Raw genomic sequence first — 21,859 nt, 5'->3', positions numbered from 1 at the left:
ACATTAACATCCATAATGCGAAAACTTTCGGAACGCTCGGAGCGCATGCGCGATGATGAGCGGACCGCGTCGAGCCGCGAAGGAGCAGCCCCCGCATGACCATCGAGATCACGACCCCCACCGACGTCGACGGGGGCGACGAGGTCCTCTCGGCCGAGGCCCTCGCCTTCGTCGAGGCGCTGCACCACCGCTTCGCGGCGCGGCGCCGTGAGCTGCTCGCCGCACGCGGTGAACGGCGCGAGCGGGCGGCGGCGAGCGGTCGGCTCGACTTCCTCCCCGAGACGCGCGAGGTGCGCGAGTCCGACTGGCGAGTCGCCCCGGCCCCGCCCGCGCTCCTCGACCGCCGCGTCGAGATCACCGGCCCGGCGGCCCCGCCGAAGATGGCCATCAACGCCCTGAACTCCGGCGCCAAGGTCTGGCTCGCCGACCTCGAGGACGCCGCGAGCCCCACCTGGCACAACGTCGTCGCCGGTGTGCGGAACCTCCTCGACGCCGCCCGCGGCACCCTCGCGTACACCTCGCCGCAGGGCAAGCAGTACGCCCTCCGCAGCGACCTCGAGCGGCCCACCGTCGTCACCCGCCCGCGCGGCTGGCACCTCCCAGAGCGGCACGTGCTCATCGACGGCGAGCGGGCGAGCGGCTCGCTCGTCGACTTCGGCCTGCACTTCTTCCACACCGCGAAGCCGCTGCTCGAGAACGGCCACGGCCCCTACTACTACCTGCCGAAGCTCGAGTCGCACCTCGAGGCCCGGCTCTGGAACGACGTCTTCGTCTTTGCGCAGGAGCAGCTCGGCCTGCCGCGCGGAACCGTCCGCGCGACCGTGCTCATCGAGACGATCCCCGCCGCGTTCGAGATGGACGAGATCCTCTACGAGCTCCGCGAACACGCCTCGGGCCTGAACGCCGGCCGCTGGGACTACCTGTTCAGCTTCATCAAGGTGTTCCGCGACGCCGGCCCCGCGTTCGTGCTGCCCGACCGTGCCGACGTCTCGATGACGGCGCCGTTCATGCGGGCCTACACCGAGCTCCTCGTGCAGACGTGCCACCGCCGCGGCGCCTTCGCCATGGGCGGCATGGCGGCGTTCGTGCCGAACCGCAACGACCTCGAGGTCACCCGGGCCGCCTTCGAGAAGGTCCGCGCGGACAAGACCCGCGAGGCCGAGGACGGCTTCGACGGCTCCTGGGTCGCCCACCCCGACCTCGTCCCGGTCTGCCGCGAGGTGTTCGACGCCGTGCTCGGCAGCCGGCCCAACCAGCTCGACCGGCAGCGCCCCGAGGTCGCGGTCACCGCCGACGAGCTCCTCGACGCGGCATCCGCACCCGGACGCGTGACGGAGGCCGGGCTCCGGCTGAACCTCTCGGTCGCCGTCGCGTACACGGCGGTCTGGCTCTCCGGGGACGGCGCGGTCGCGCTGCACAACCTGATGGAGGATGCCGCGACCGCCGAGATCTCCCGCTCGCAGGTGTGGCAGCAGCTGCGCAACGGCATCGAGCTCGCCGACACGGGCCGCACGGTCACGCCCGAGCTCGTCCGCACGGTGCTCGCCGAGGAGGTCGCGGCGCTGCGCCAGCAGGTGGATGCCGAGCGCTTCGCCCGGTACTACGAGCCCGCCGCCCGGCTCGTCGAGGAGCTCTGCCTCGACGACGGCTTCGTCGACTTCCTCACCCTGCCCGCCTACGAACTACTGGAGGGCTGATGGGTTCGGGCGCCACCACGACCGCGCTCGGTGCCGCGGCCCTCGCCGACGCCGAGCGCCGGCTCGCCGCCACCGACGAGCTGCTGGAGCGCGCCTACCCGGGCGACGACGGCTCCCGGCAGCCCGTGCACACCGTGTACGTGCCCGCCGATCGCTTCACCCCCGGGCTCGCCGCGGAGTGGGGCGCTCAGGCGCTCGCCGCCGCCGAGGAGGCGGGCGGGCTCGAGGGCGTCGCGCTCGTCGCCGGCCTCGACGCCGCGCTCGCCGCGGAGCTCGGGCCGCGGGTCGCGCGCAAACTCGAGCAGGAGCCCATCGAGGACCTGCGGCTCGACTTCGAGGACGGCTACGGCGACCGCGGCGACGAGGCTGAGGACGCCGACGCGGTGCTCGCCGCCCGCCGCGTGCTCGACGCGGTCGCGGCCGGCACGGCGCCGCCCTTCGTCGGCATCCGCTTCAAGTGCTTCGAGCGGCCGACGCGGGCGCGAGGCATCCGCACGCTCGACCTCTTCGTGACCGCGCTCGTCGAGGGCGGCGGCCTGCCCGACGGGCTCGTGCTCACCCTGCCGAAGGTGACCACCGTCGCCCAGGTCGAGACGATGGCGGCGCTCGCCGCCGAGCTCGAGCAGGTGCACGGCCTCGCCGAGGGGCGGATCCGCTTCGAGGTGCAGGTCGAGACGCCGCAGCTCGTGCTCGGCGCCGACGGCCGCTCGCCGGTGGCGCAGCTGCCGCACGCCGCGCCCGGCCGCATCACCGGGCTGCACTACGGCACGTACGACTACAGCGCCTCGCTGCAGATCGCGGCCGGGTACCAGTCGATGGAGCACCCCGCCGCCGACCTCGCCAAGGGTGTCATGCAGCTCGCCGTCGCGGGCACCGGCATCCGGCTCTCCGACGGCTCCACGAACGTGCTGCCCCTCGGCGACCGCACCGCGGAGGCGTGGGCCCTGCACGCCCGCCTCGTGCGGCGCTCGCTGGAGCGCGGCTACTACCAGGGCTGGGACCTCCACCCGCACCAGCTGCCGACCCGCTACCTCGCGAGCTACGCCTTCTTCCGGGAGGGCTATCCGGCCGCGGCCGCCCGGCTCCGCGCCTACCTCGAGCGGACCCCCGGCGCCGTGCTCGACGAGCCGGCCACCGCCCGCGCGCTCGCCGACTTCGTGCTGCGCGGCGTCGAGTGCGGCGCCGTCTCCGCCGCCGAGGTCGCCGCAGACGCCGGCGTGGAGCGGGCGGGGCTCGTCGCGCTCGCGCACCCGCGGCTCGCTGCGGCATCCGTCCCCGCCACCCCCTCGATCCCCGCCACCCCCTCGATCCCCGCCACCCCCTCGATCCCCGGAGCACCAGCATGAGCTACTACACGCCGAAGGGCGGCCTGCCGGCCCAGTCCGAGCTCCTCACCGACCGCGCGGTCGTGAAGGAGGCGTACACCGTTATCCCGAAGGGGGTGCTGCGCGACATCGTCACGAGCAATCTGCCGGGCTTCACGGGCACCCGCTCCTGGATTATCGCGCGCCCCATCGCGGGCTTCGCGACGACGTTCGCGCAGCTCATCGTGGAGATCGCGCCCGGCGGCGGCGCCGAGCGACCCGAGCCGGAGGCCGGCGTCGAGGGCGTCGTCTTCGTCACCGCGGGCGAGCTCGCGCTGAAGCTCGCCGGCGAACGGCACGTGCTCGGCGCGGGCGGCTACGCGTACCTCGCGGCGGGCGCCGAGTGGTCGATCGCGAACGAGGGTGGCGAGCCCGCCTCGTTCCACTGGATCCGCAAGGCCTACGAGCCGGTGGACGGCATCGCGGCCCCGACGTCGTTCGTCACACGGGATCAGGATGTCGCGCCGCGCCCGATGCCGGACACCGACGGGGCCTGGGCGACCACCCGCTTCGTCGACCCCGACGACCTCGCGCACGACATGCACGTGAACATCGTGACGTTCCAGCCGGGCGGGGTGATCCCCTTCGCCGAGACGCACGTGATGGAGCACGGCCTGTTCGTGCTCGAGGGCAAGGCGGTGTACCGGCTGAACGATGACTGGGTCGAGGTCGAGGCCGGCGACTTCATGTGGTTGCGGGCGTTCTGCCCGCAGGCCTGCTACGCGGGCGGCCCCGGGCCGTTCCGCTACCTGCTGTACAAGGACGTGAACCGGCAGATCCGGCTCACCTGACCCGACTCCCGCGCCCTCGGGCGGCGGGGAACCAGCTCCGTGCCGGGTGACTCCCGGCCGGGGCATCCGGAGCGCCCGGCGAAGCAGACTCCCTTCGCCGGGCGCTTCGTCACCCCCGCCCGCCCCTGCCCCGCGCTCGCAGCGCGAGTTGCACGGTGATTCGCCCGCCGCGCCGGAATCGCTCGGCGCGTCGACCGTTTCGTCGTGCACCTCGCCGGCCGCGGACCGCCGCGGGGGGTTGACGCTCGCCGCAGCCTCGCTTACGCTTTCACATAGCAAAAGGAATCTTCCGAATTACGGAAAAGTAGCGCGAAGGGCCATCGACGATGACGTACACGGTGAACTGCTCGATCCTCCTCACCGAGCTGCCGCTCCTCGAGCGCCCCGCCGCGGCCAAGGCCGCCGGCTTCGACGCGGTCGAGTTCTGGTGGCCCTTCGACGGCGCCGTGCCGGCCGATCGCGACGCCGACGCCTTCATCGCCGCGATCCGCGACGCCGGCGTGCAGCTCACCGGTCTGAACTTCTTCGCCGGCGACATGCCAGCAGGCGACCGCGGCCTCGTCTCCTGGACGGGGCGCGAGGTCGAGTTCCGTGACAACGTCGCCGCCGTCGCCGCCATCGGTGAGGCGCTCGGCACCCCGGCCTTCAACGCCCTCTACGGCAACCGCCTCGACGGCGTCGACCCGGCCGCGCAGGACGAGACGGCGACGCAGAACCTCGCCCTCGCGGCCGCCGGCGTCGCCGCGATCGGCGGCACCGTGCTCGTCGAGCCCGTCTCGGGGGCGCCGCGCTACCCGCTGCTCACGGCCGCCGACGCGCTCGCCGCGATCGAACGGGTGCCGGATGCCGCGAACCTCGCCCTCCTCGCCGACTTCTACCACCTCGCCGTGAACGGCGACGACGTCGCCGCCGTGATCGAGGCGCACGCCGCCTCCTTCGGCCACATCCAGATCGCCGACGACCCCGGCCGCGGCGCGCCCGGCACCGGCGCGCTCCCGCTCGAACGGTGGATCGCCCGCAGCCGCGAACTCGGCTACGAGGGCCCGGTCGGCCTCGAGTACAAGGCGCCGCTCGACGACGCCTTCGCCTGGCTCGCCGAGGCATCCGCCGGCGCCTGAATCGCCCCGGGCCGAGCAGACCGCCCGGGCCGAGCAGACGCCCCGGCCCAGCAGCCCGACCGCCAGACCCACGACGCACGCACCGCGACACAGAAGGACGACACCATGACCAGCATCGCGATCATCGGCCTCGGCATCATGGGCCTGCCCATGGCCAAGAACCTCGTCGAGGCGGGCTTCGACGTCACCGGCTACAACCGGAGCCGCGGCCCGGTCGACGCGCTCGTCGACGCGGGCGGCCAGGCCGCCGGGAGCATCGCCGAGGCGGTCCGCGACGCCGACGTCGTCGTCACGATGGTGCCCGACTCGCCCGACGTCGCCGGCGTCGTGCAGGGCGAGGACGGCGTGTTCGCGAACGCGAAGGCCGGCGCACTCTGGATCGACACCTCCTCGATCCGCCCCGACGTGGCGAAGGAGCTCGCCGGCGAGGCCACGGCCGCCGGGCTCGGCGCGATCGACGCCCCCGTCTCGGGCGGGGAGCAGGGCGCCATCGACGGCGTGCTCTCGATCATGGTCGGCGGCTCGCCCGAGGACTTCGAACGCGCCCGCCCGGTGCTCGACGCCGTCGGCCGCACGATCGTGCACGTCGGCCCCTCCGGCGCCGGCCAGACCGTGAAGGCCGCGAACCAGCTCATCGTCGCGGTCAACATCCAGGCGCTCGCCGAGGCGGTCGTCTTCCTCGAAGCCTTCGGCGTCGACACCGACGCCGCGTTGACGGTCCTCGGCGGCGGACTCGCCGGCTCGAAGGTCCTCGACCAGAAGGGGCGCAAGATGCTCGACCGCGACTTCGCCCCCGGATTCCGCCTCGCCCTCCACAACAAGGACCTGGGCATCGTCACCGCCGCCGCACGACAGGCCGGCATCACCGTCCCGCTCGGCTCGGCCGTGTCGCAGCTCGTCCAGGCGACCGTCGCCCGCGGCGACGGCGGCCTCGACCACTCCGGCCTGTTCAAGCTGACGGCCGAGCTCGCCGGCCGCGCATAGCGCGGGCACGAGCCACCCCACTTCCTCCTCCTCTTCCTCCACCGTCTCCGGAAGGAGCACTCCCATGACCCGCATGCGCACGGTCGACGCGGCCGTCCTGATCCTCGAGCGGGAGGGCGCCACCGAGGCGTTCGGCCTGCCCGGCGCCGCGATCAACCCCTTCTACTCCGCGATGCGCGCCCACGGCGGCATCCGGCACACCCTCGCCCGTCACGTCGAGGGCGCGAGCCACATGGCCGACGGCTACACCCGGGCGGCCGACGGCAACATCGGCATCTGCGTCGGCACCTCCGGCCCCGCGGGCACCGACATGATCACCGGGCTCTACGCGGCCTGGGCCGACTCGCTGCCGATCCTCTGCATCACGGGGCAGGCGCCCGTCGCGAAACTCCACAAGGAGGACTTCCAGGCCGTCGACATCGCCTCGATCGCGAAGCCGTTGACGAAGCTCGCGATGACGGTGCTGGAGCCCGCGCAGGTGCCCGGCGCCTTCCAGCAGGCCTTCCAGCTGATGCGCTCGGGCCGCCCCGGCCCCGTGCTCATCGACCTGCCGATCGACGTGCAGCTCGCCGAGATCGAGTTCGACATCGACACCTACGAGCCGCTGCCCGTCGTGAAGCCGCGCGCCACCCGCGCCCAGGCCGAGAAGGCGCTCGACCTCCTCACAGCGCACGAGCGGCCCATCCTCATCGCGGGCGGCGGCGTGATCAACGCCGGCGCCTCCGACGGCCTCGTCGAGCTCGCCGAGGTCCTCGGCGTGCCCGTCGTGCCCACCCTGATGGGCTGGGGCGCGATCGCCGACGACCACCCGCTGAACGCCGGCATGGTCGGCATCCAGACCGCGCACCGCTACGGCAACCAGACCTTCCTCGCGAGCGACTTCGTGCTCGGCCTCGGCAACCGCTGGGCGAACCGGCACACCGGCGGCCTCGACACCTATCGCGCCGGCCGCACCTTCGTGCACGTCGACATCGAACCGACCCAGATCGGCCGCGTGTTCGCGCCGGACTACGGCATCGTCTCCGACGCGGGCGCGGCGATCGACGCCCTGCTCGAGCTCGCCCGCGAGCGCCGGGCCGCCGGCACCCTGCCCGATTACTCGGCCTGGGCCGCGCAGGCGCAGGACCGCAAGGCGCGCCTGCAGCGCAAGACGAACTTCGTCGAGGTGCCGATGAAGCCGCAGCGGGTCTACCAGGAGATGAACCGCGCGTTCGGCCGCGACACCACCTACGTGACGACCATCGGCCTTTCGCAGATCGCGGGCGCCCAGTTGCTGCACGTCTACGGCCCGCGCAAGTGGATCAACGCCGCACAGGCCGGCCCCCTCGGCTGGACCGGCCCCGCCGCCCTCGGCGTGGTCCGCGGCAAGCCCGGTGAGACGGTCGTCGCGCTCTCGGGCGACTACGACTTCCAGTTCATGATCGAGGAGCTCGCCGTCGGCGCCCAGCACCGGCTGCCGTACGTCCACGTCGTGGTGAACAACAGCTACCTGGGCCTCATCCGCCAGTCCCAGCGCCCCTTCGAGATGGACTTCCAGGTCTCGCTCGCCTTCGACAACGTGAACACCCCGCATGACGAGGGCTCCGTCGCCCACGGCTACGGCGTCGACCACGTGAAGGTCGCCGAGGGCCTCGGCTGCAAGGCGATCCGCGTCGAGCGGCCGGAGGACCTCGCCGAGGGCTTCGCCGAGGCGAAGCGGCTGATGGCCGAGTTCCAGGTGCCGGTCGTCGTCGAGGTGATCCTCGAGCGGGTGACGAACATCGCGATGGGCGCCGAGCTCGACGCGGTGAACGAGTTCGAAGACCTCGCCGAATCCGCCGAAGACGCCCCGACGGCCATCCTCGCGTTGCAGGATTGAGCATGCGCGTCGTGATCGCCCCCGACAAGTTCAAGGGATCCCTGTCCGCCCCGGAGGTGGCCCGGCGGGTCGCCGAGGGGGCGCGCCGGGCCGACCCCGGGATCGAACTCGTCGAGGTGCCGGTCGCCGACGGCGGTGAGGGCACGCTCGACGCCGCCCTCGCCGCGGGCTTCGCCGCCCGGAGCGCTCGCGTGCCGGGACCGCTCGGCGCGGAGCTCGACGCCGAGTTCGGGGTGCGCGGCGAGGAGGCGGTCGTCGAGCTCGCCCGCGCTTCGGGCCTCGAGCTGCTCGCTGCAGGCGAGCGGGATGCCGGGCGCGCGACGAGCCTCGGCACGGGGCGGCTGATCGCCGCCGCGCTCGACGCCGGGGCGACGCGCATCGTGCTCGCGATCGGCGGCAGCGCATCGACCGACGGTGGGGCCGGGCTCCTCCGCGGGCTCGGAGCGCGCCTCGTCGACGCCTCGGGACGGGACCTCCCCGAGGGCGGCGCCGCGCTCGCCGGGCTCGACCGCGTCGAGCTCGGCGGGCTCGACCCGCGGCTCGCGGCGGCCGAGTTCGTGCTCGCGAGCGACGTCGACAATCCGCTGCTCGGCCCGCACGGCGCGGCGGCGGTCTTCGCCGCGCAGAAGGGCGCCGACGCGGCGGGCATCGCCGCCCTCGATGCCGGGCTGGCCCGCTTCGTCGAGGTGCTCTCGCGGCACGATGCGGCCATCGCCCGGCCGGCCCGCGAGGCGGCCGAGGCTCCCGGAGCCGGGGCCGCCGGAGGCGTCGGCTTCGCCGCGCTCGCGGTGCTCGGTGCGAATCGCCGCCCCGGCATCGACGTCGTGCTGGAGCTCACCGGCCTCGACGACCGGCTCGTCGGGGCCGACCTCGTGATCACGGGGGAGGGCAGCCTCGACGCGCAGAGCCTCATGGGCAAGACCCCGCTCGGGGTGGCGCGCGCCGCGCGTCGTGCCGGCATCCCGGTCCACGCCGTCTGCGGGCGCAGCGAGCTCGACGCCGCCGCGCTCGCCGCCTCCGGGTTCGCCTCGGTGCGTTCCCTCGCCGAACTCGAACCCGATCCGGCCGTCTCGATCGCGAACGCCGGAGACCTGCTCACCCGACTCTCGGAGGACCTCGTGACCGAGCTCACCACCGGCGCCGCCGCCCCGGCCGCCACCGCTACCGCCACCGCCACCGCGGCCCCGGCCGCCCCCGTCTTCGACCTCGTGCTGCGCGCCGAGCGGGCCCTGCTCGCTGGCGACGGCGGTGCGCCGATCGAACGGGCCGCCGAGATCGGCGTCCGGGCCGGCCGGATCGTGCAGATCTCGCCGCTCGGGGCGGGACTCACGGGCGCCAGGCTGGTCGAGCTCGGCCCGGGCGAGGTGCTGCTGCCGGGCCTCGTCGACACCCACGTGCACGTGAACGAGCCGGGCCGCACCGAGTGGGAGGGCTTCGCCTCCGCGACGCGGGCCGCCGCCGCGGGCGGGGTCACGACGATCGTCGACATGCCGTTGAACAGCATCCCGCCGACCGTGTCGGTCGCGGCGCTCGAGGAGAAGCGCGCGGTCGCAGCCGGCCAGGTCGTCGTCGACGTCGGCTTCTGGGGCGGCGTCGTGCCGGGCAATCTGGCCGAGCTCGAGCCGCTCGTCGACGAGGGCGTGTTCGGCTTCAAGTGCTTCCTGCTGCACTCGGGCGTCGACGAGTTCCCGCAGGTCACCCCCGAGGAGATGGAGCAGGCCATGGCGGTCATCGCCGGGCGCGGCTCGCTCCTCCTCGTGCACGCCGAGGACGCGCACCTCATCGACACCGCCCCGCACCGCGGCGGGCGCGAGTACGTGGACTTCCTCGCCTCCCGCCCGCACGAGGCCGAGGACGCCGCGATCGCCGAGGTCATCGCCCGCGCGGCGAAGACGGGCGCCCGCGCGCACGTGCTGCACCTCAGCAGCGCCGACTCGCTCCCGCAGATCCGTGCGGCCAAGGCGGCCGGGGTCGACCTCACCGTCGAGACCTGCCCGCACTACCTGACCCTCGTCGCCGAGACCGTGCCGGCCGGGGCGACGGCGTACAAGTGCTGCCCGCCGATCCGCGGCGAGGCGAACCGCGACGCCCTCTGGCAGGGGCTCGTCGACGGCACGATCGACTTCATCGTCTCCGACCACTCGCCGGCGACGCCCGAGCTGAAGTACGCGGGCGACGGCGACTTCGAGCAGGCGTGGGGCGGGATCGCCTCGCTGCAGCTCGGCCTGCCGCTCGTCTGGAGCGAGGCGCGCCGCCGGGGCATCCCGCTCGAGCGCGTCGTCGAGTGGATGTCGTCCCGGCCGGCCGATCGGGCCGGGCTGCGCGGCAAAGGTCGCATCCAGGTCGGCGGCGCCGCGGACTTCGCCGTGTTCGCCCCCGACGCGCACTTCACCGTGGAGGCGGGTGCCCTCGAGCACCGCCACCCGGTCACCCCCTATGACGGGCGCGAGCTCACCGGGGTCGTCCGCACCGCGTATCTCGCGGGTGCGGAGATCGACCGCGGGCTCGCGCAGGGTCGGCTGCTCCGGGTGGGGAACGACGAGTAGCCGGCCGCCGATGGGGCCGGGGCCGCCGCCCCGGCCCCGCCTCCGCCAGGCTCGGACCTCCACCATGCCAGGCCCTCCGCCAGGCCCCGGCCCGAGCCCCGTACGACCACGACAGGAGCACCGACATGATCGCCTCATCCGACGAGCTCGAGCCCGGCCGCGAGGCCCCCGACTTCGCCCTGCCCGATGCCACCGGCACCGTGCGCACCCTCGCCGGGCTGCGCGGCAGTCCCGTCATCGTGTACTTCTACCCGGCGGCGTTCACGCCGGGCTGCACGACCGAGGCGTGCGACTTCCGCGACAACCTGGCCTCGTTGCAGGGGGCCGGCTACGTCGTGCTCGGCATCTCGCCGGACCCCGTCGCCCGGCTCGCCGAGTTCGCCGACGCCGAGCAGCTGAGCTTCCCGCTGCTCTCCGACGAGGGGGCGGAGACCGCGCGCGCCTGGGGCGCCTGGGGGCAGAAGACCGTCGCCGGCCGTACCTTCGACGGCGTCATCCGCTCCACCGTGGTCGTCGACCCCGGTGGGCTCGTGGCGAGCGTGGAGTACAACGTCGACCCGGTGGGGCACGTGGCGCGCCTCCGCGAGCGGCTGGCGGTCTGAGACGGCGGATGCCGCGTCGGCGACCCTGCGCCGACGGCGTCGCAGCCATTGCCGACGCGGCATCCGCTTGCTAACATTGTCGCATGCTGAAATAACAGTTCCACGATATGAAAGCCAGCTTTCGTATTCCGTACACCGTGGATGCCAGCAGACCAGGAAGCGAATCAAGCGATGAAGCTTGAACAGTTCAATGGGGCCGACCGCCGGGAGGCGATCGAGCTCCTCCGACCATGCATCGACGTGCCGAGATGGTGCGACGAGCTCGCCGACGGGCGGCCCTACGCCTCCGTCGCCGAGCTCGTGGCCCAGGCGGGCCGCGCCGCATCGCCGTTCACGGCCGAGGAGGTCGAGCGGGCGCTCGGCCACCATCCGCGGATCGGCGAACGGGCCGCGGGCGCCGGCCGCGAGGCGACCCTGTCGCGCTCGGAGCAGGCGGGGGTCGATCCCGCCGACGCCGAGCTCGCCGAGCGGCTCGCCGCGGGCAACCGGGCCTACGAGGAGCGCTTCGGCCGGGTATTCCTCATCCGCGCGGCCGGGCGCAGTGCGGGGGAGATCCTCGCCGCCCTGACCGAGCGGCTCGGCCACGACGCCGCCGAGGAGGACGAGATCGTCGCGACGCAGCTGCGCGAGATCGCCGTCCTCCGACTGGAAGGGACGGTGACCGCATGACCGAGCCGCACCCGAAGACGCACGAGCCGAGCCCGCCGGAGGGAACCCTGCCATGACCGTTTCACAGATCACCACGCACGTGCTCGACGCGCAGCGCGGCGTCCCGGCGCCGGGCATCGGCGTCGAGCTCTCGCGCCGCACCACCGAGGGCTGGGAGGCCGTCGCGAGCGGCACGACCGACGCCGACGGCCGCGCGAAGCAGCTCGGCCCCGAGCGGGTGCCGGGCGGCGAGTACCGCCTGCGCTTCGACACCGGGGCATACTTCGCCGCCTCCGGCACCGACACCTTCTACCCCGAGGTGCTGATCGGCTTCACCGTCGCCGACGACGGCCGGCACTACCACGTGCCGTTGCTGCTCAGCCCATTCGCCTATTCGACCTACCGAGGAAGCTAGCTCATGACCGACATCCTGACCACCGCGAGCGAGACCACCACCACCCCGGCCGGCGACACCGGCGGCATCGTGCTCGGCCCGAACCAGTACGGCAAGGCCGAGGTGCGCGTCGTGAAGGTGACCCGTGACACCGACCGCCACGAGATCGAGGACCTGAACGTCACCTCGCAGCTGCGCGGCGACTTCGCCGGGGCGCATCTCGCGGGCGACAACTCGCACATCGTCGCGACCGACACCCAGAAGAACACCATCTTCGCCTTCGCACGCGACGGCGTCGGCTCGCCCGAGGCGTTCCTGCTGCGCCTCGCCGACCACTTCACCGGTTCCTTCGACTGGGTCACCGGCGGCCGCTGGCTCGCCGAGAGCTACGCCTGGGAGCGCATCCTCGCCCACGGGGAGGAGCACGACCACGCGTTCGTCCGCTCGGGCCAGGAGGTGCGCACCGCCGCGGTCGTCGCCGACGGCGACGAGCGTCACGTCATCGCCGGCCTGAAGGACCTCGTCGTGCTGAAGACGACCCAGTCGGGCTTCGTCGGCTACCCGAAGGACCGCTACACGACCCTGCAGGAGACGACCGACCGCATCCTCGCCACGAGCGTCGCGACGCGCTGGCGCTACCGGCCGGGTGCCGAGCCCGACTACAACGCGACGTACGACAGCGTGAAGGCCATCCTCCTCGAGGCGTTCACCGAGCACTACTCGGCGGCGCTGCAGACGACGCTGTTCGAGATGGGGCAGGCCGCGCTCGAGCGGCATCCGGAGATCGCCGAGATCCGCTTCTCCATGCCGAACAAGCACCACTTCGTCGTCGACCTCGCGCCGTTCGGCCTCGACAACCCGAACGAGGTCTTCTACGCCTCCGATCGCTCCTACGGGCTCATCGAGGCGACGGTCACGCGCGAGGGCCTGGTGCCCGCGCCCGGCGCATGGGAGAGCGTCGGCGCGTTCTGCTGACGGGCCGGACGCAGGACGGGCGCCGCGCACTCGCGCGGCGCCCGCTCCCGCGTCGCCGTCGACGACCGGGCCCGCGAGCAGCTAGCGTCGAAGCATGACCCAGCCCGACGGCGCGCAGGAGGCCCGCCGACTCGCCGACGCCGTCGACGCGCGCAGCGGCATCCACACCCGCCCCGCCGCCGCCGCGGAGGTCGGCGCCGTCCTCGCCCGCTTCGACGCGACCTGGGGAGAAGGACGCGGCCTCGACGACTCGACGATCCGGGCCCTCGCCCACGCAAGCGGCACGGTGCTCGTCGCCGTGCCCGACGACGACGGCGGAGTGGATGCCTCGGGCACGCCGCCCTTCGCCGCGCCCGGCGAGGTGCTCGGTGCGACCCTCGGCTTCCTCGGCTGGGCGGGCGGCGTGCACCTGCACTCGCACATGAACGCCGTCGCGCCGGCCGCACGGGGGCGCGGCATCGGCGCCGCGCTGAAGCTCCGTCAGCGCGAGCTCTGCCTCGCGCACGGCGTCGACGAGATCCGCTGGACCTTCGATCCGCTCATCCGCCGCAACGCCCGGATGAACCTCGTCCGCCTCGGCGCCGAGGTCGCCGGGTATCTTCCGGAGTTCTACGGCGTGCTCGGCGACGAGATCTCCGGCAGCGACCGCAGCGACCGCTTCGAGGTGCGCTGGCGCCTCGACTCGCCGCGCGTGCACCGAGCGCTCGCGGGGGAGCCGGCGCCCGCGTGGCGCGGCGACGGAGGCTTCGCGCTCGTCCCCGACTACGAGGCGCTCCGCCGGGAGGCCCCGGCCGAGGCCGCTGCGCTCCGGGCCGCCTCCGTCGTCGCGTTCACGGAGATGGCCCGTGCCGGCGCGCGGCCCGAGCTCGATGCGGCGGGCGACTACGTGTTCACCGAGGACGACCCCGACCGGGAGGCCCCATGACCGAGCAGACGACCGTGCCCGCGCGGCTCGAGGCGATCGAGCTGCACCGCATCGAGGTGCCGCTCGTGCGCCCGTTCGAGACGTCCTTCGGGCGCGAGACGGTGCGCGAGGCCCTGCTCGTGCGGGTGCGCACCGAGGCCGGCGACGGCTGGGCCGAGTGCGTCGCCGGACGCGAGCCGTTCTACTCCTCGGAGTACGTCGACGGGGCCGCCGCGGTCATCGAGCACTACCTGGGCCCCGCCCTCCTGGCCGGCGCTGGCCGCGGCCCGCACGAGCCGGACGACGGACCGCAGCCGGTCGGCGGCGGCGCCGCGTCGGCGATCGCCTCGGTGCCCGCCGCGGCCGCCGTGGGTCCCGCGCTCGCCGTCGTGTCCGGGCATCGGATGGCGAAGGCGGCACTCGAGGCGGCGGTGCTCGACGCCGAGCTCCGCGCCCAGGGCCGCTCGATGGCCGAGTGCTTCGGCGCCGTGCGCGACTGGGTCGACTGCGGGGTCTCCGTCGGCATCGCGCCGACGCTCGAGGAGCTCCTCGACGAGGTGGCCGGGTACGTCGAGCAGGGCTATCGCCGCATCAAGCTGAAGATCAAGCCGGGCTGGGACCTCGTGCCGGTCGGCGCGGTGCGCGAGCTCCTCGGCCCCGCGGGACTCCTGCAGGTCGACGCGAACACCGCCTACCGTCAGGCCGACATCCCGCTCCTCGCGGAGCTCGACCGTTTCGGTCTGCTGCTCATCGAGCAGCCCTTCGCGGAGGAGGACCTGGCGAGCCACGTGCAGCTCGCCGCCGCCTGCGACACCCCGGTCTGCCTCGACGAGTCCATCCTCGACCGCACGACGGCGCTCGACGCGATCGAGCGCGGCGCGACGAGCATCGTGAACATCAAGCCGGGCCGGATGGGCGGCTACCTCGAGTCGCTGCGGGTGCACGAGGCGTGCCTGGCGCTCGAGGTGCCCGTGTGGTGCGGCGGCATGCTCGAGACCGGCCTCGGCCGCGCGGCGAACGTCGCGCTCGCGGCGCTGCCCGGCTTCCTGCTGCCTGGCGACACCTCGGCATCCGACCGCTACTACGCCGAGGACCTCACGGAGCCCTTCGTCCTCGGCACGGGCGAGCATCGCGGCCAGCTCGCCGTGCCCGCCGGCCCCGGCACCGGTGTCGCGGTGCGCGAGGAGCTCGTGCAGGCCTGGGCGAGCGCCCCGCCCCTGCTGCTGCGCTGAGCCGCCCCGCGCGCCCCGCCCCGTCTCACACAACTCAGGAACGACCGGCGCGACATCCGCATCATTCCGCGGCTGCGGGAATCTCTGCCACTGCATAACCGCCAGATGTTCCTGAGTTGTGCGAGTGCGCAGCCGATGACGGTGCGTCCTCGGCCGCCGATAGGATCGCGGCATGGCCGAAAGCGCGTCGCGATGACCCTCCTCGTCCGCCAGTACCAGCCGGCCGACCGCGACGACATCGCCGACGTCTGCCTCCGCACCGCGATCGCCGGCGGCGACGCGAGCGGCCGCTACTCCGACGACACGCTCATGCCCGAGGTGTTCGCCTTGCCGTACCTCGCCTACGACCCGTCGCTCGTCTTCGTCGTGACGAACGGGCACCGGGCCGTCGGGTACGTCCTCGGCGTGGCCGACACACGCGACTTCGTCGAGTGGTGGCGGCGCGAGTGGGCGCCCGGCTTCGCCGCGCGGCATCCGCGGCCCGGCCCGTCCACCGGCCGCGAGCCGGCCTTCACCGAATCGCGGCTGCTCGAGGCCGGCCGAGACCCCGAGCGCATGCTCGTCGCCGAGCTCGACGAGTTCCCCGCGCACCTGCACATCGACCTGCTGCCCGAGGCGCAGGGGCAGGGGCTCGGTCGCCGGCTCATCGACGTGCTGCGGGCGGCGCTTCGCGGTCGGGGCGTGCCGGGCGTGCACCTCGGCTTCGACCCGGCGAACACGGCGGCGCGGGCGTTCTACGAGCGGCTGGGCTTCGTCGAGCTGCCCTCCAGCACCCCGACGGCCCCGCTCTTCGGCATCAGCACCGGCTGATCCTCGGCGCGGAGCTTCGGCCGGCGCTCGAACCAGTACAGTAGCCGCGGGTCGCTGCGCCGCAGCTCGGCCATCGTGACGGGCTCCTCGCGCACGACCTCGTCGACGCCGAGCACGGGCGCGACGAGGTCCATGGTCTCCTCGTCCCAGAAGCCGCCGCGCATGCGGAACGCCGCGTGCCCGCGCCGGTCGATCACGAAGAGCTGGGAGCTCGTCTCCGCGCTCGCCCCCCGATAGAGCTGCACGCGCAACACGCCCGAGATGTCGCGCGCGGCGATCGTCTTGGTGCCGCCGAAGAAGCCGCGTTCGACGAGGCCGGCCGCGCTCACGGAGGCCCGGGTGCGGCGGTACTGCAGGAAGGCCAGGGCGACGGCGCCCGCGATCAGTACGGCGAGCACGCCGACGAGGAGGAACGGGCGCGTGCTGCCCGGGCGGTACAGCACCCAGAGCGCGAGGCAGAGCAGCGGCAGCGCGAGGGTCGCGATCGGCAGCCCGATCGACCAGCCGAGCGTGCGGCGCGGACGCAGCGTCCGCACCCGCAGGCCCGCCCGATCGATCACGGGAGGCAGGGTGGATGGGTCCCCAACACCTTCGCTCCCCTCATCCACCGGTGCCCTCGACATAACCCGTACATCATGCGCCTGCCCCGCTGGTCGCGCTATTCCTCATTTATGAGGACATCGCCCGTTTTCGCCGCAGCGGCGGGCCTAGTCTGGAACGGATGTCGAACCCACCGTTGACCCAGTCGATCCCGCTCACCCCCGACAAGCGCTGGCGCGCCTACTGGGTCTGCGTCTCGGTCGCGGCACTCACGATCCTCGACCTCTCGAAGGTGAACGTCGGCCTGCCGTCGATCGAGTCCGCGCTCGGCGCGAGCCCGACCGAGCTGCAGCTCGTCGTCGCGGGCTACGTGCTCACCTTCGGGCTGACGCTCGTTCCCGCCGGTCGCATCGGGGATCAGCGTTCGCGCAAGGCGATGTTCCTCATCGGGCTTTCGCTGTTCCTCGTGACGAGCGCGATCTGCGCTCTCGCCCCGAACGGCGCGGTGCTGCTCGTCGGCCGGCTGCTGCAGGGCGTCGCGGCGGGCATCCAGATGCCGCAGGTGATCGGCCTCGTGCAGCAGCTCTTCCAGGGCGCCGAGCGCGGCAAGGCGTTCGGGCTGTTCGGCGCCACGATCGGGCTCGCCACGGCCTTCGGCCCGACGCTCGGCGGCCTCGCCATCGCGGTCGGCGGCCCGAGCGACGGCTGGCGGTGGATCTTCTGGATGAACGTGCCGCTCACGCTCGTGGCGATCGCCCTCGCCGTGTGGCTGCTGCCGCAGACGCGGCTGCCCTCGCCGGGGCGGCTGGAGCTCGATCCGGTCGGGGTGCTGCTCTTCGCGGTGACGGTGCTCTCGCTGATGTGGCCGTTCCTGTTCACGACCGGTTCGCCGGACGACGACCCGGCCCGGTGGTGGACCCTCGTCGTCTTCGTGCTCGGCCTCATCGCCTTCGTCGCCTGGGAGCGGCGCTACGCGGCGCGGGGGCGGCATCCGCTCGTGCCGCTCGCGCTGTTCCGGGTCGGCTCGTTCCGCAACGGCACGGTGCTCGCGGCGGTGTACTTCGCGGCGATGCCGTCGATGTTCCTGCTGACGACGCTGTACCTGCAGCACGGTCTCGGGCTGCAAGCGGTGTACGCCGGCATGGTGGGCATCGGCTTCGCGCTCGTCAGCGCCGTGACCTCGATGATCGGCGGGCGGCTCGTCGATCGGCTCGGCCGTCCGCTCGTCGTCTGGGGCATCGCCCTGCTGCTCGCGGGCGTCGGCCTCCTCGTGCTCGCCGCCGTGGCGACGCCGGAGGCGTGGACGCCGTGGGCCATGGCGGCCGCGATGGTGCTCGCCGGTGCGGGCGGCGGCTTCGTCGTCTCACCGAACCAGACGCTCACCCTCGCCGACGTGCCGGTGAAGCAGGGCGGCCTCGCGGGTTCGGTGGGCCAGCTCGGTCAGCGCATCGGCACCGCCATCGGCACGGCGCTCACGCTGTCGATCTTCTACGCGACGATCTACCGCGAGTCCGGCGGCGACGGCAGCGCCGGCGGCGCGGGCATCGACGTCTACCACGACGCCTACGCGCTCGCGATGCTCGCGGTCGCCGTGCTCCTCGCGGTCGCGCTCGCGGTCGGGCTCGTCGACCTCGGCGCCCGTCGCCGTCGGCGCAGCGCGCTCGGCTAAGCCGCGGCGCGCTCGCTAGGCCGCGGCGCGCGCCGCGGCGAACATTCCCTCGAGTTCGGCGGCGGAGAGCTCCCGGCCGAACGCCGGATGACCGGGCTCCAGCACCCGGCCGTTCGCGAGCGGGCCGCCGTCGACGGCGTCGAAGCCGATCGCGTCGATGATGCCGGCGAGCACGGCTCGCGCGTCGGGGTCGTCGCCGACGACCGCGAGGGCGCGGCGCAGGGGGTCGCCCGCGGGCAGCGCGTCGTCCTCCATGTCGTGGTAGCCGAGGTGGTTCAGCGACTTGACGAGGCGCATGCTCGGGTTGCGGGACTCGTGCTGCTCGCTCGTCGAGCGGGGATCGGCGTCGACCTCGGGGAGCCGTCCGTCGATCGGCGGCCAGTAGTTCATGGCGTCGACGACGATGCGGCCGTCGAGGCTCGACCACGGCACGGTGCCGGCCTTGCCGAACGGGACGGCGACGATGACGACGTCGGATGCCGCGACGAGCTGCTCGGGAGACGCGACGAGCGCGCCGGGCGCGACGACGCCGACGAGGAGCTCCAGGGCGGTCTGGCGGGGGGAGCCGGCGATGCGCACCTCGTACCCGGCCTCGACGAGGAGGCGTGCGAGGGCGGTGCCGACCTTGCCGGCGCCGAAGATGCCGATGCTCGGCCGCTGCTCCACGTGCGTTCCACTCCTCTTCGTCGTGACGGGCGCGGTCCGCGCTTCCGTCCACTCCGATGCAACGTCCCGGGTCGGCGGCCCATTCCCGCGGGCATGCGCGACGGCCCGAGGCATTCCCCTCCCGAGCGATCGGGAATAGCCTCGGCGAGGGGGAGGTTCCGCAGAACATGCAGACGTATGAATTCGGCCTCGACACTTTCGGCGACGTCACGGTCGGCCCCGACGGTGGGACGCTCAGTCACGCCCAGGTGCTCCGGAACATCGTCGAAGAGGCGGTGCTGGCCGACCGGCTGGGGCTCGACTTCTTCGGCATCGGCGAGCACCATCGCCACGAGTTCGCCGTGTCGGCGCCCGAGGTCGTGCTCGGCACGATCGCGGGGCGCACCGAGCGCATCCACCTCGGCTCCGCTGTCACCGTGCTCTCGAGCGACGACCCGGTGCGCGTCTTCCAGCGCTTCGCGACGCTCGACGGGCTGTCCGGCGGACGCGCCGAGGTCATCCTCGGCCGCGGCTCGTTCATCGAGTCGTTCCCGCTGTTCGGCTACGACCTCGCGCAGTACCAGGAGCTCTTCGAGGAGAAGCTCGAGCTGTTCTCCGCGCTCCTCGAACAGGAGCCCGTCACGTGGTCGGGCGCGCTGCGCGCCCCGCTCACCGAGCAGCGCGTCTTCCCGCCCGTCGAGCACGGCCGCCTGAAGACCTGGATCGGCGTCGGCGGCAGCCCCGAGTCCGTCGTGCGCGCGGCGCACTACGGCCTGCCCCTCGTGCTCGCGATCATCGGCGGCAGCCCGGCGCGCTTCGCCCCGCTCGCCGACCTCTACCGCAAGGCGCTCGCCCAGTTCGGCAAGCCGGAGCAGCCCGTCGCCATCCACTCGCCCGGCTTCATCGCCGACAGCGACGAGGAGGCGCTCGACGTGCTCTGGCCGCACTACCAGGTCATCATCGACCGGATCGGCCGCGAGCGCGGTTGGGGTGCGGTGACCCGGGAGCACTTCGAGGCGGAGGCGTCCTCGCACGGCGCCCTCTTCGCGGGCTCGCCCGAGACGGTCGCGCAGAAGATCGCCGCCGCGCTGCGCAACGTCGGCGCCGTGCGCTTCGACCTCAAGTACTCGAACGGCACCCTGCCGCACGAGGCGATGATGGGCAGCATCGAGCGCTACGGCAGCGAGGTCGTGCCGCGTGTCCGTGAGTTGCTCGCGGCCTCCGAGGGCGCGAGCGAGTCAGACGCCGAGCGGCTCGCCCGGGCCGACCGCGCGGACGCCGCAGCCGAGGGCTGAGCGCTCCGCGGCCCAGGGCTCAGCTCGGCGCCGGCTCCTTCGCGAGCCCGCGCCGGCGCACCGCCTGGCGGAACCACGTGGCGTCGGGCATCCGGGCGAGGAAGGTGCCGAGGATGATCGTGAGGAGCACGTAGTCCGTCGCGAGCGAGGCGAGCGCGGGCGTCACCCCGGCCGTCACGGCGAGCCCGGCGATCACGATCGAGAACTCTCCGCGCGGGATCAGGCTGAAGCCCGCCCGCCACTGGCCGAGCGCGGCGACGCCCGCGCGCCGGGCCGCGAACGCCCCGGTGGCGACCTTCGTCACCGAGGTGACGGCGACGAGCACGAGCGCGGGCAGGAGCATCGAGAGCAGGTTCGACGAGTCGGTGGTGAGCCCGAAGAACACGAAGAAGGTCGCCGCGAAGAGGTCGCGGAGCGGGGTCAGCACCTGGCTCGCCGCCGCCGCCACCCGGCCGGAGAGGGCGATGCCCACGAGGAACGCGCCGACCGCGGCCGACACCGAGACCTCCTGGGCCACGCCCGCGACGAGCATCGTCAGCCCGAGGACGCCGAGGAGCAGCGGCTCGGCGTGGTCGGCGGGGAAGAGCTTCGAGACGATGTTGCCGTGCCGCAGCGCGATGTAGAGGATGACGACGACGACCGTCACCGCGATCGCCACGGCGATGGCACCCTGCCAGAGGCTCACGCCGATGACGATCGCCGAGAGCACCGGCAGGTAGAACGCCATCGCGAGGTCCTCGAGCACGAGGACGCCGAGCAGGGCCGGCGTTTCGCGGTTCGAGAGCCGGCCGAGGTCGCGCAGCAGCTTCGCGATCACGCCGGAGGACGACACCCAGGTCACCCCCGCCAGCGCCACCGCCGCGACCGGCCCCCAGCCGAGCAGCAGGGCGAGCGCCGCCCCGGGCAGGGCGTTCAGCAGGGCGTCCACGATCCCCGCCGCTCGCGCGGATTTCAGGCTCTCGAAGAGCTCGCCCGCCGTGTACTCGAGGCCGAGCAGGGCGAGCAGCAGGATGACGCCGATCTCGGAGCCGGTCTGCAGGAACTCGATGCTGGCGTCGAAGGGCACGATGCCGCCCTGGCCGAAGGCGAGGCCGAGCAGCAGGTAGAACGGGATCGGCGAGAGGCCGATGCGGAGGGCCAGGCGCCCGAGCAGACTCATGCCGAGAAGCAGCGCGCCGACTTCGATCAGGAGCAGCGTGGTCTCGTGCATACGGGGCGCGGACTCAGTCTGGTCCGTTGGCGAGCAGCCGCGACACGCCGTCGAGGCCCTCGCGGGTGCCGACGGCGACGATGACGTCACCGGCGCGCAGGGATTCAGCGGGGGTGGGGGAGGGGATCACCTGGCCGTCGCGCACGATCGCCACGATCGAGGCGTGCGTGCGGGTGCGCGCCTTCGTGTCGCCGAGCGTGCGGTTCAGGAACGGCGAGTCCGTCGGCAGGGCGATCTGCTCGGTGTAGAGCCCGGCGGTCTCGTCGGAGAGGCTCGTCAGCCGGGAGAGCATGACCGAAGCGCCCAGGACGTCGGCGAGCGCCGCGGCCTCCTCGTCGTTCAGCGGCACGGAGTTGCGGCAGGCGTCGGGGTCGTCCTCGTCGAAGACGCCGAGGTCGCGCTCGCCGTCACGGTGCGAGACGACGCTGATCCGGCGACCGTGCTCGGTCACGAGATCGTGCCGGACTCCGATGCCCGGCAGGTCGATCTTCTCGATGCGAATTCCCACGAGCGCCATCGTACTCCCGCAGGCGGGGTGGTCCGGCAGTCGCGGGCGAGTCGGCGCAGCTGCCGTCGG

The 21,859-nt window shown here is 73.3% G+C and carries 20 protein-coding genes and 1 pseudogene; 17 read left to right on the top strand and 4 right to left on the bottom strand.

Annotated features, from left to right (window positions below):
• Positions 1–95 precede the first annotated feature (95 nt).
• The 15 genes and pseudogenes from aceB to M3147_RS15875 all read left to right on the top strand — a co-directional run bounded on the left by aceB (position 96) and on the right by M3147_RS15875 (position 15,923).
• Complete coding sequence (aceB, locus tag M3147_RS15945) at positions 96–1,697, top strand: malate synthase A (RefSeq protein ID WP_251204404.1); 1,602 nt, start codon at positions 96–98, stop codon at positions 1,695–1,697.
• Positions 1,697–3,043 (top strand): HpcH/HpaI aldolase/citrate lyase family protein, encoded by a 1,347-nt coding sequence (locus tag M3147_RS15940; RefSeq protein WP_251204403.1) that lies wholly within the window; start codon positions 1,697–1,699, stop codon positions 3,041–3,043. Before aceB ends, M3147_RS15940 begins: the two co-directional genes overlap by 1 nt.
• Positions 3,040–3,852 carry a bifunctional allantoicase/(S)-ureidoglycine aminohydrolase gene (locus M3147_RS15935; RefSeq protein WP_251204402.1) on the top strand — a complete coding sequence of 271 codons (813 nt, stop codon included), beginning with the start codon at positions 3,040–3,042 and terminating at the stop codon, positions 3,850–3,852. Before M3147_RS15940 ends, M3147_RS15935 begins: the two co-directional genes overlap by 4 nt.
• A 326-nt stretch (positions 3,853–4,178) precedes the next feature.
• The gene (locus tag M3147_RS15930; protein ID WP_251204401.1) at positions 4,179–4,970 is read left to right on the top strand and encodes a hydroxypyruvate isomerase family protein; all 792 of its coding nucleotides are present in this window, start codon (positions 4,179–4,181) and stop codon (positions 4,968–4,970) included.
• Positions 4,971–5,954 (top strand): 2-hydroxy-3-oxopropionate reductase, encoded by a 984-nt coding sequence (locus tag M3147_RS15925; protein WP_308201080.1) that lies wholly within the window; start codon positions 4,971–4,973, stop codon positions 5,952–5,954.
• Between the two features lie 64 nt (positions 5,955–6,018).
• The gene (gene gcl, locus M3147_RS15920; protein ID WP_251204399.1) at positions 6,019–7,812 is read left to right on the top strand and encodes a glyoxylate carboligase; all 1,794 of its coding nucleotides are present in this window, start codon (positions 6,019–6,021) and stop codon (positions 7,810–7,812) included.
• A 2-nt stretch (positions 7,813–7,814) separates the two neighbouring features.
• Positions 7,815–8,900, top strand: a pseudogene (locus M3147_RS15915) (glycerate kinase); the annotation flags it as partial.
• A 120-nt stretch (positions 8,901–9,020) separates the two neighbouring features.
• Entirely contained in the window at positions 9,021–10,358 is a 1,338-nt protein-coding gene (allB, locus tag M3147_RS15910) for an allantoinase AllB (protein ID WP_439954208.1), read from the top strand.
• 125 nt (positions 10,359–10,483) lie between these two features.
• Positions 10,484–10,960: a peroxiredoxin gene (locus tag M3147_RS15905; protein WP_251204398.1), complete on the top strand. Its 477-nt coding sequence runs from the start codon at positions 10,484–10,486 to the stop codon at positions 10,958–10,960.
• Between the two features lie 171 nt (positions 10,961–11,131).
• Positions 11,132–11,629 carry a 2-oxo-4-hydroxy-4-carboxy-5-ureidoimidazoline decarboxylase gene (gene uraD / locus M3147_RS15900; RefSeq protein WP_251204397.1) on the top strand — a complete coding sequence of 166 codons (498 nt, stop codon included), beginning with the start codon at positions 11,132–11,134 and terminating at the stop codon, positions 11,627–11,629.
• A gap of 52 nt (positions 11,630–11,681) precedes the next feature.
• Positions 11,682–12,023 carry a hydroxyisourate hydrolase gene (gene uraH, locus M3147_RS15895; protein ID WP_251204396.1) on the top strand — a complete coding sequence of 114 codons (342 nt, stop codon included), beginning with the start codon at positions 11,682–11,684 and terminating at the stop codon, positions 12,021–12,023.
• Between the two features lie 3 nt (positions 12,024–12,026).
• Entirely contained in the window at positions 12,027–12,977 is a 951-nt protein-coding gene (pucL, locus tag M3147_RS15890) for a factor-independent urate hydroxylase (protein ID WP_251204395.1), read from the top strand.
• Positions 12,978–13,071: 94 nt separating this feature from the next.
• Complete coding sequence (locus tag M3147_RS15885; protein ID WP_251204394.1) at positions 13,072–13,902, top strand: hypothetical protein; 831 nt, start codon at positions 13,072–13,074, stop codon at positions 13,900–13,902.
• The gene (gene menC / locus M3147_RS15880) at positions 13,899–15,113 is read left to right on the top strand and encodes an o-succinylbenzoate synthase (protein WP_251204393.1); all 1,215 of its coding nucleotides are present in this window, start codon (positions 13,899–13,901) and stop codon (positions 15,111–15,113) included. The genes M3147_RS15885 and menC overlap by 4 nt, the downstream gene beginning before the upstream one ends.
• A gap of 192 nt (positions 15,114–15,305) precedes the next feature.
• Entirely contained in the window at positions 15,306–15,923 is a 618-nt protein-coding gene (locus M3147_RS15875; RefSeq protein ID WP_251204392.1) for a GNAT family N-acetyltransferase, read from the top strand.
• Here M3147_RS15875 and M3147_RS15870 read toward each other — a convergent pair.
• Positions 15,848–16,483: a hypothetical protein gene (locus M3147_RS15870; RefSeq protein WP_251204391.1), complete on the bottom strand. Its 636-nt coding sequence runs from the start codon at positions 16,481–16,483 to the stop codon at positions 15,848–15,850. The two genes, M3147_RS15875 and M3147_RS15870, sit on opposite strands and share 76 nt — an antisense overlap.
• Before the next feature lie 161 nt (positions 16,484–16,644).
• On the opposite strand from M3147_RS15870, the gene M3147_RS15865 reads away from it, so the two are divergent.
• On the top strand, positions 16,645–18,132 hold the full coding sequence (locus M3147_RS15865; protein ID WP_251204390.1) for an MFS transporter: 1,488 nt from the start codon (positions 16,645–16,647) through the stop codon (positions 18,130–18,132).
• Between the two features lie 15 nt (positions 18,133–18,147).
• On the opposite strand, the gene M3147_RS15860 is transcribed toward M3147_RS15865, so the two are convergent.
• On the bottom strand, positions 18,148–18,912 hold the full coding sequence (locus M3147_RS15860; protein ID WP_285873974.1) for an NADPH-dependent F420 reductase: 765 nt from the start codon (positions 18,910–18,912) through the stop codon (positions 18,148–18,150).
• Between the two features lie 53 nt (positions 18,913–18,965).
• Between M3147_RS15860 and M3147_RS15855 the strand changes: the two genes are divergently transcribed.
• Positions 18,966–20,072, top strand: a complete 1,107-nt coding sequence (locus tag M3147_RS15855) for an LLM class flavin-dependent oxidoreductase (protein ID WP_251204388.1) — start codon at positions 18,966–18,968, stop codon at positions 20,070–20,072.
• Positions 20,073–20,091: 19 nt separating this feature from the next.
• Here M3147_RS15855 and M3147_RS15850 read toward each other — a convergent pair whose 3' ends face one another.
• Both M3147_RS15850 and M3147_RS15845 read right to left on the bottom strand, forming a co-directional pair.
• Positions 20,092–21,282 carry a cation:proton antiporter gene (locus tag M3147_RS15850; RefSeq protein WP_251204387.1) on the bottom strand — a complete coding sequence of 397 codons (1,191 nt, stop codon included), beginning with the start codon at positions 21,280–21,282 and terminating at the stop codon, positions 20,092–20,094.
• A gap of 13 nt (positions 21,283–21,295) precedes the next feature.
• Positions 21,296–21,790 (bottom strand): cation:proton antiporter regulatory subunit, encoded by a 495-nt coding sequence (locus tag M3147_RS15845; RefSeq protein ID WP_251204386.1) that lies wholly within the window; start codon positions 21,788–21,790, stop codon positions 21,296–21,298.
• Positions 21,791–21,859: the final 69 nt, after the last annotated feature.

The organism is Agromyces mediolanus (assembly GCF_023715325.1).
GTDB classification, from domain to species: domain Bacteria; phylum Actinomycetota; class Actinomycetes; order Actinomycetales; family Microbacteriaceae; genus Agromyces; species Agromyces mediolanus_A.
Note: the sequence above shows the minus strand (reverse complement) of the source record. Positions and strands in the feature narration are given on the sequence as shown.

What these genes read in the sequence shown, in the direction of transcription:
- aceB (WP_251204404.1), top strand. Translation starts at nt 96, where the DNA reads ATGACCATCGAGATCACGACCCCCACCGACGTCGACGGGGGCGACGAG.
- M3147_RS15940 (WP_251204403.1), top strand. Translation starts at nt 1,697, where the DNA reads ATGGGTTCGGGCGCCACCACGACCGCGCTCGGTGCCGCGGCCCTCGCC.
- M3147_RS15935 (WP_251204402.1), top strand. Translation starts at nt 3,040, where the DNA reads ATGAGCTACTACACGCCGAAGGGCGGCCTGCCGGCCCAGTCCGAGCTC.
- M3147_RS15930 (WP_251204401.1), top strand. Translation starts at nt 4,179, where the DNA reads ATGACGTACACGGTGAACTGCTCGATCCTCCTCACCGAGCTGCCGCTC.
- gcl (WP_251204399.1), top strand. Translation starts at nt 6,019, where the DNA reads ATGACCCGCATGCGCACGGTCGACGCGGCCGTCCTGATCCTCGAGCGG.
- M3147_RS15905 (WP_251204398.1), top strand. Translation starts at nt 10,484, where the DNA reads ATGATCGCCTCATCCGACGAGCTCGAGCCCGGCCGCGAGGCCCCCGAC.
- uraD (WP_251204397.1), top strand. Translation starts at nt 11,132, where the DNA reads ATGAAGCTTGAACAGTTCAATGGGGCCGACCGCCGGGAGGCGATCGAG.
- uraH (WP_251204396.1), top strand. Translation starts at nt 11,682, where the DNA reads ATGACCGTTTCACAGATCACCACGCACGTGCTCGACGCGCAGCGCGGC.
- pucL (WP_251204395.1), top strand. Translation starts at nt 12,027, where the DNA reads ATGACCGACATCCTGACCACCGCGAGCGAGACCACCACCACCCCGGCC.
- M3147_RS15885 (WP_251204394.1), top strand. Translation starts at nt 13,072, where the DNA reads ATGACCCAGCCCGACGGCGCGCAGGAGGCCCGCCGACTCGCCGACGCC.
- menC (WP_251204393.1), top strand. Translation starts at nt 13,899, where the DNA reads ATGACCGAGCAGACGACCGTGCCCGCGCGGCTCGAGGCGATCGAGCTG.
- M3147_RS15875 (WP_251204392.1), top strand. Translation starts at nt 15,306, where the DNA reads ATGACCCTCCTCGTCCGCCAGTACCAGCCGGCCGACCGCGACGACATC.
- M3147_RS15865 (WP_251204390.1), top strand. Translation starts at nt 16,645, where the DNA reads ATGTCGAACCCACCGTTGACCCAGTCGATCCCGCTCACCCCCGACAAG.
- M3147_RS15860 (WP_285873974.1), bottom strand. Translation starts at nt 18,912, where the DNA reads ATGCCTCGGGCCGTCGCGCATGCCCGCGGGAATGGGCCGCCGACCCGG.
- M3147_RS15855 (WP_251204388.1), top strand. Translation starts at nt 18,966, where the DNA reads ATGCAGACGTATGAATTCGGCCTCGACACTTTCGGCGACGTCACGGTC.
- M3147_RS15850 (WP_251204387.1), bottom strand. Translation starts at nt 21,282, where the DNA reads ATGCACGAGACCACGCTGCTCCTGATCGAAGTCGGCGCGCTGCTTCTC.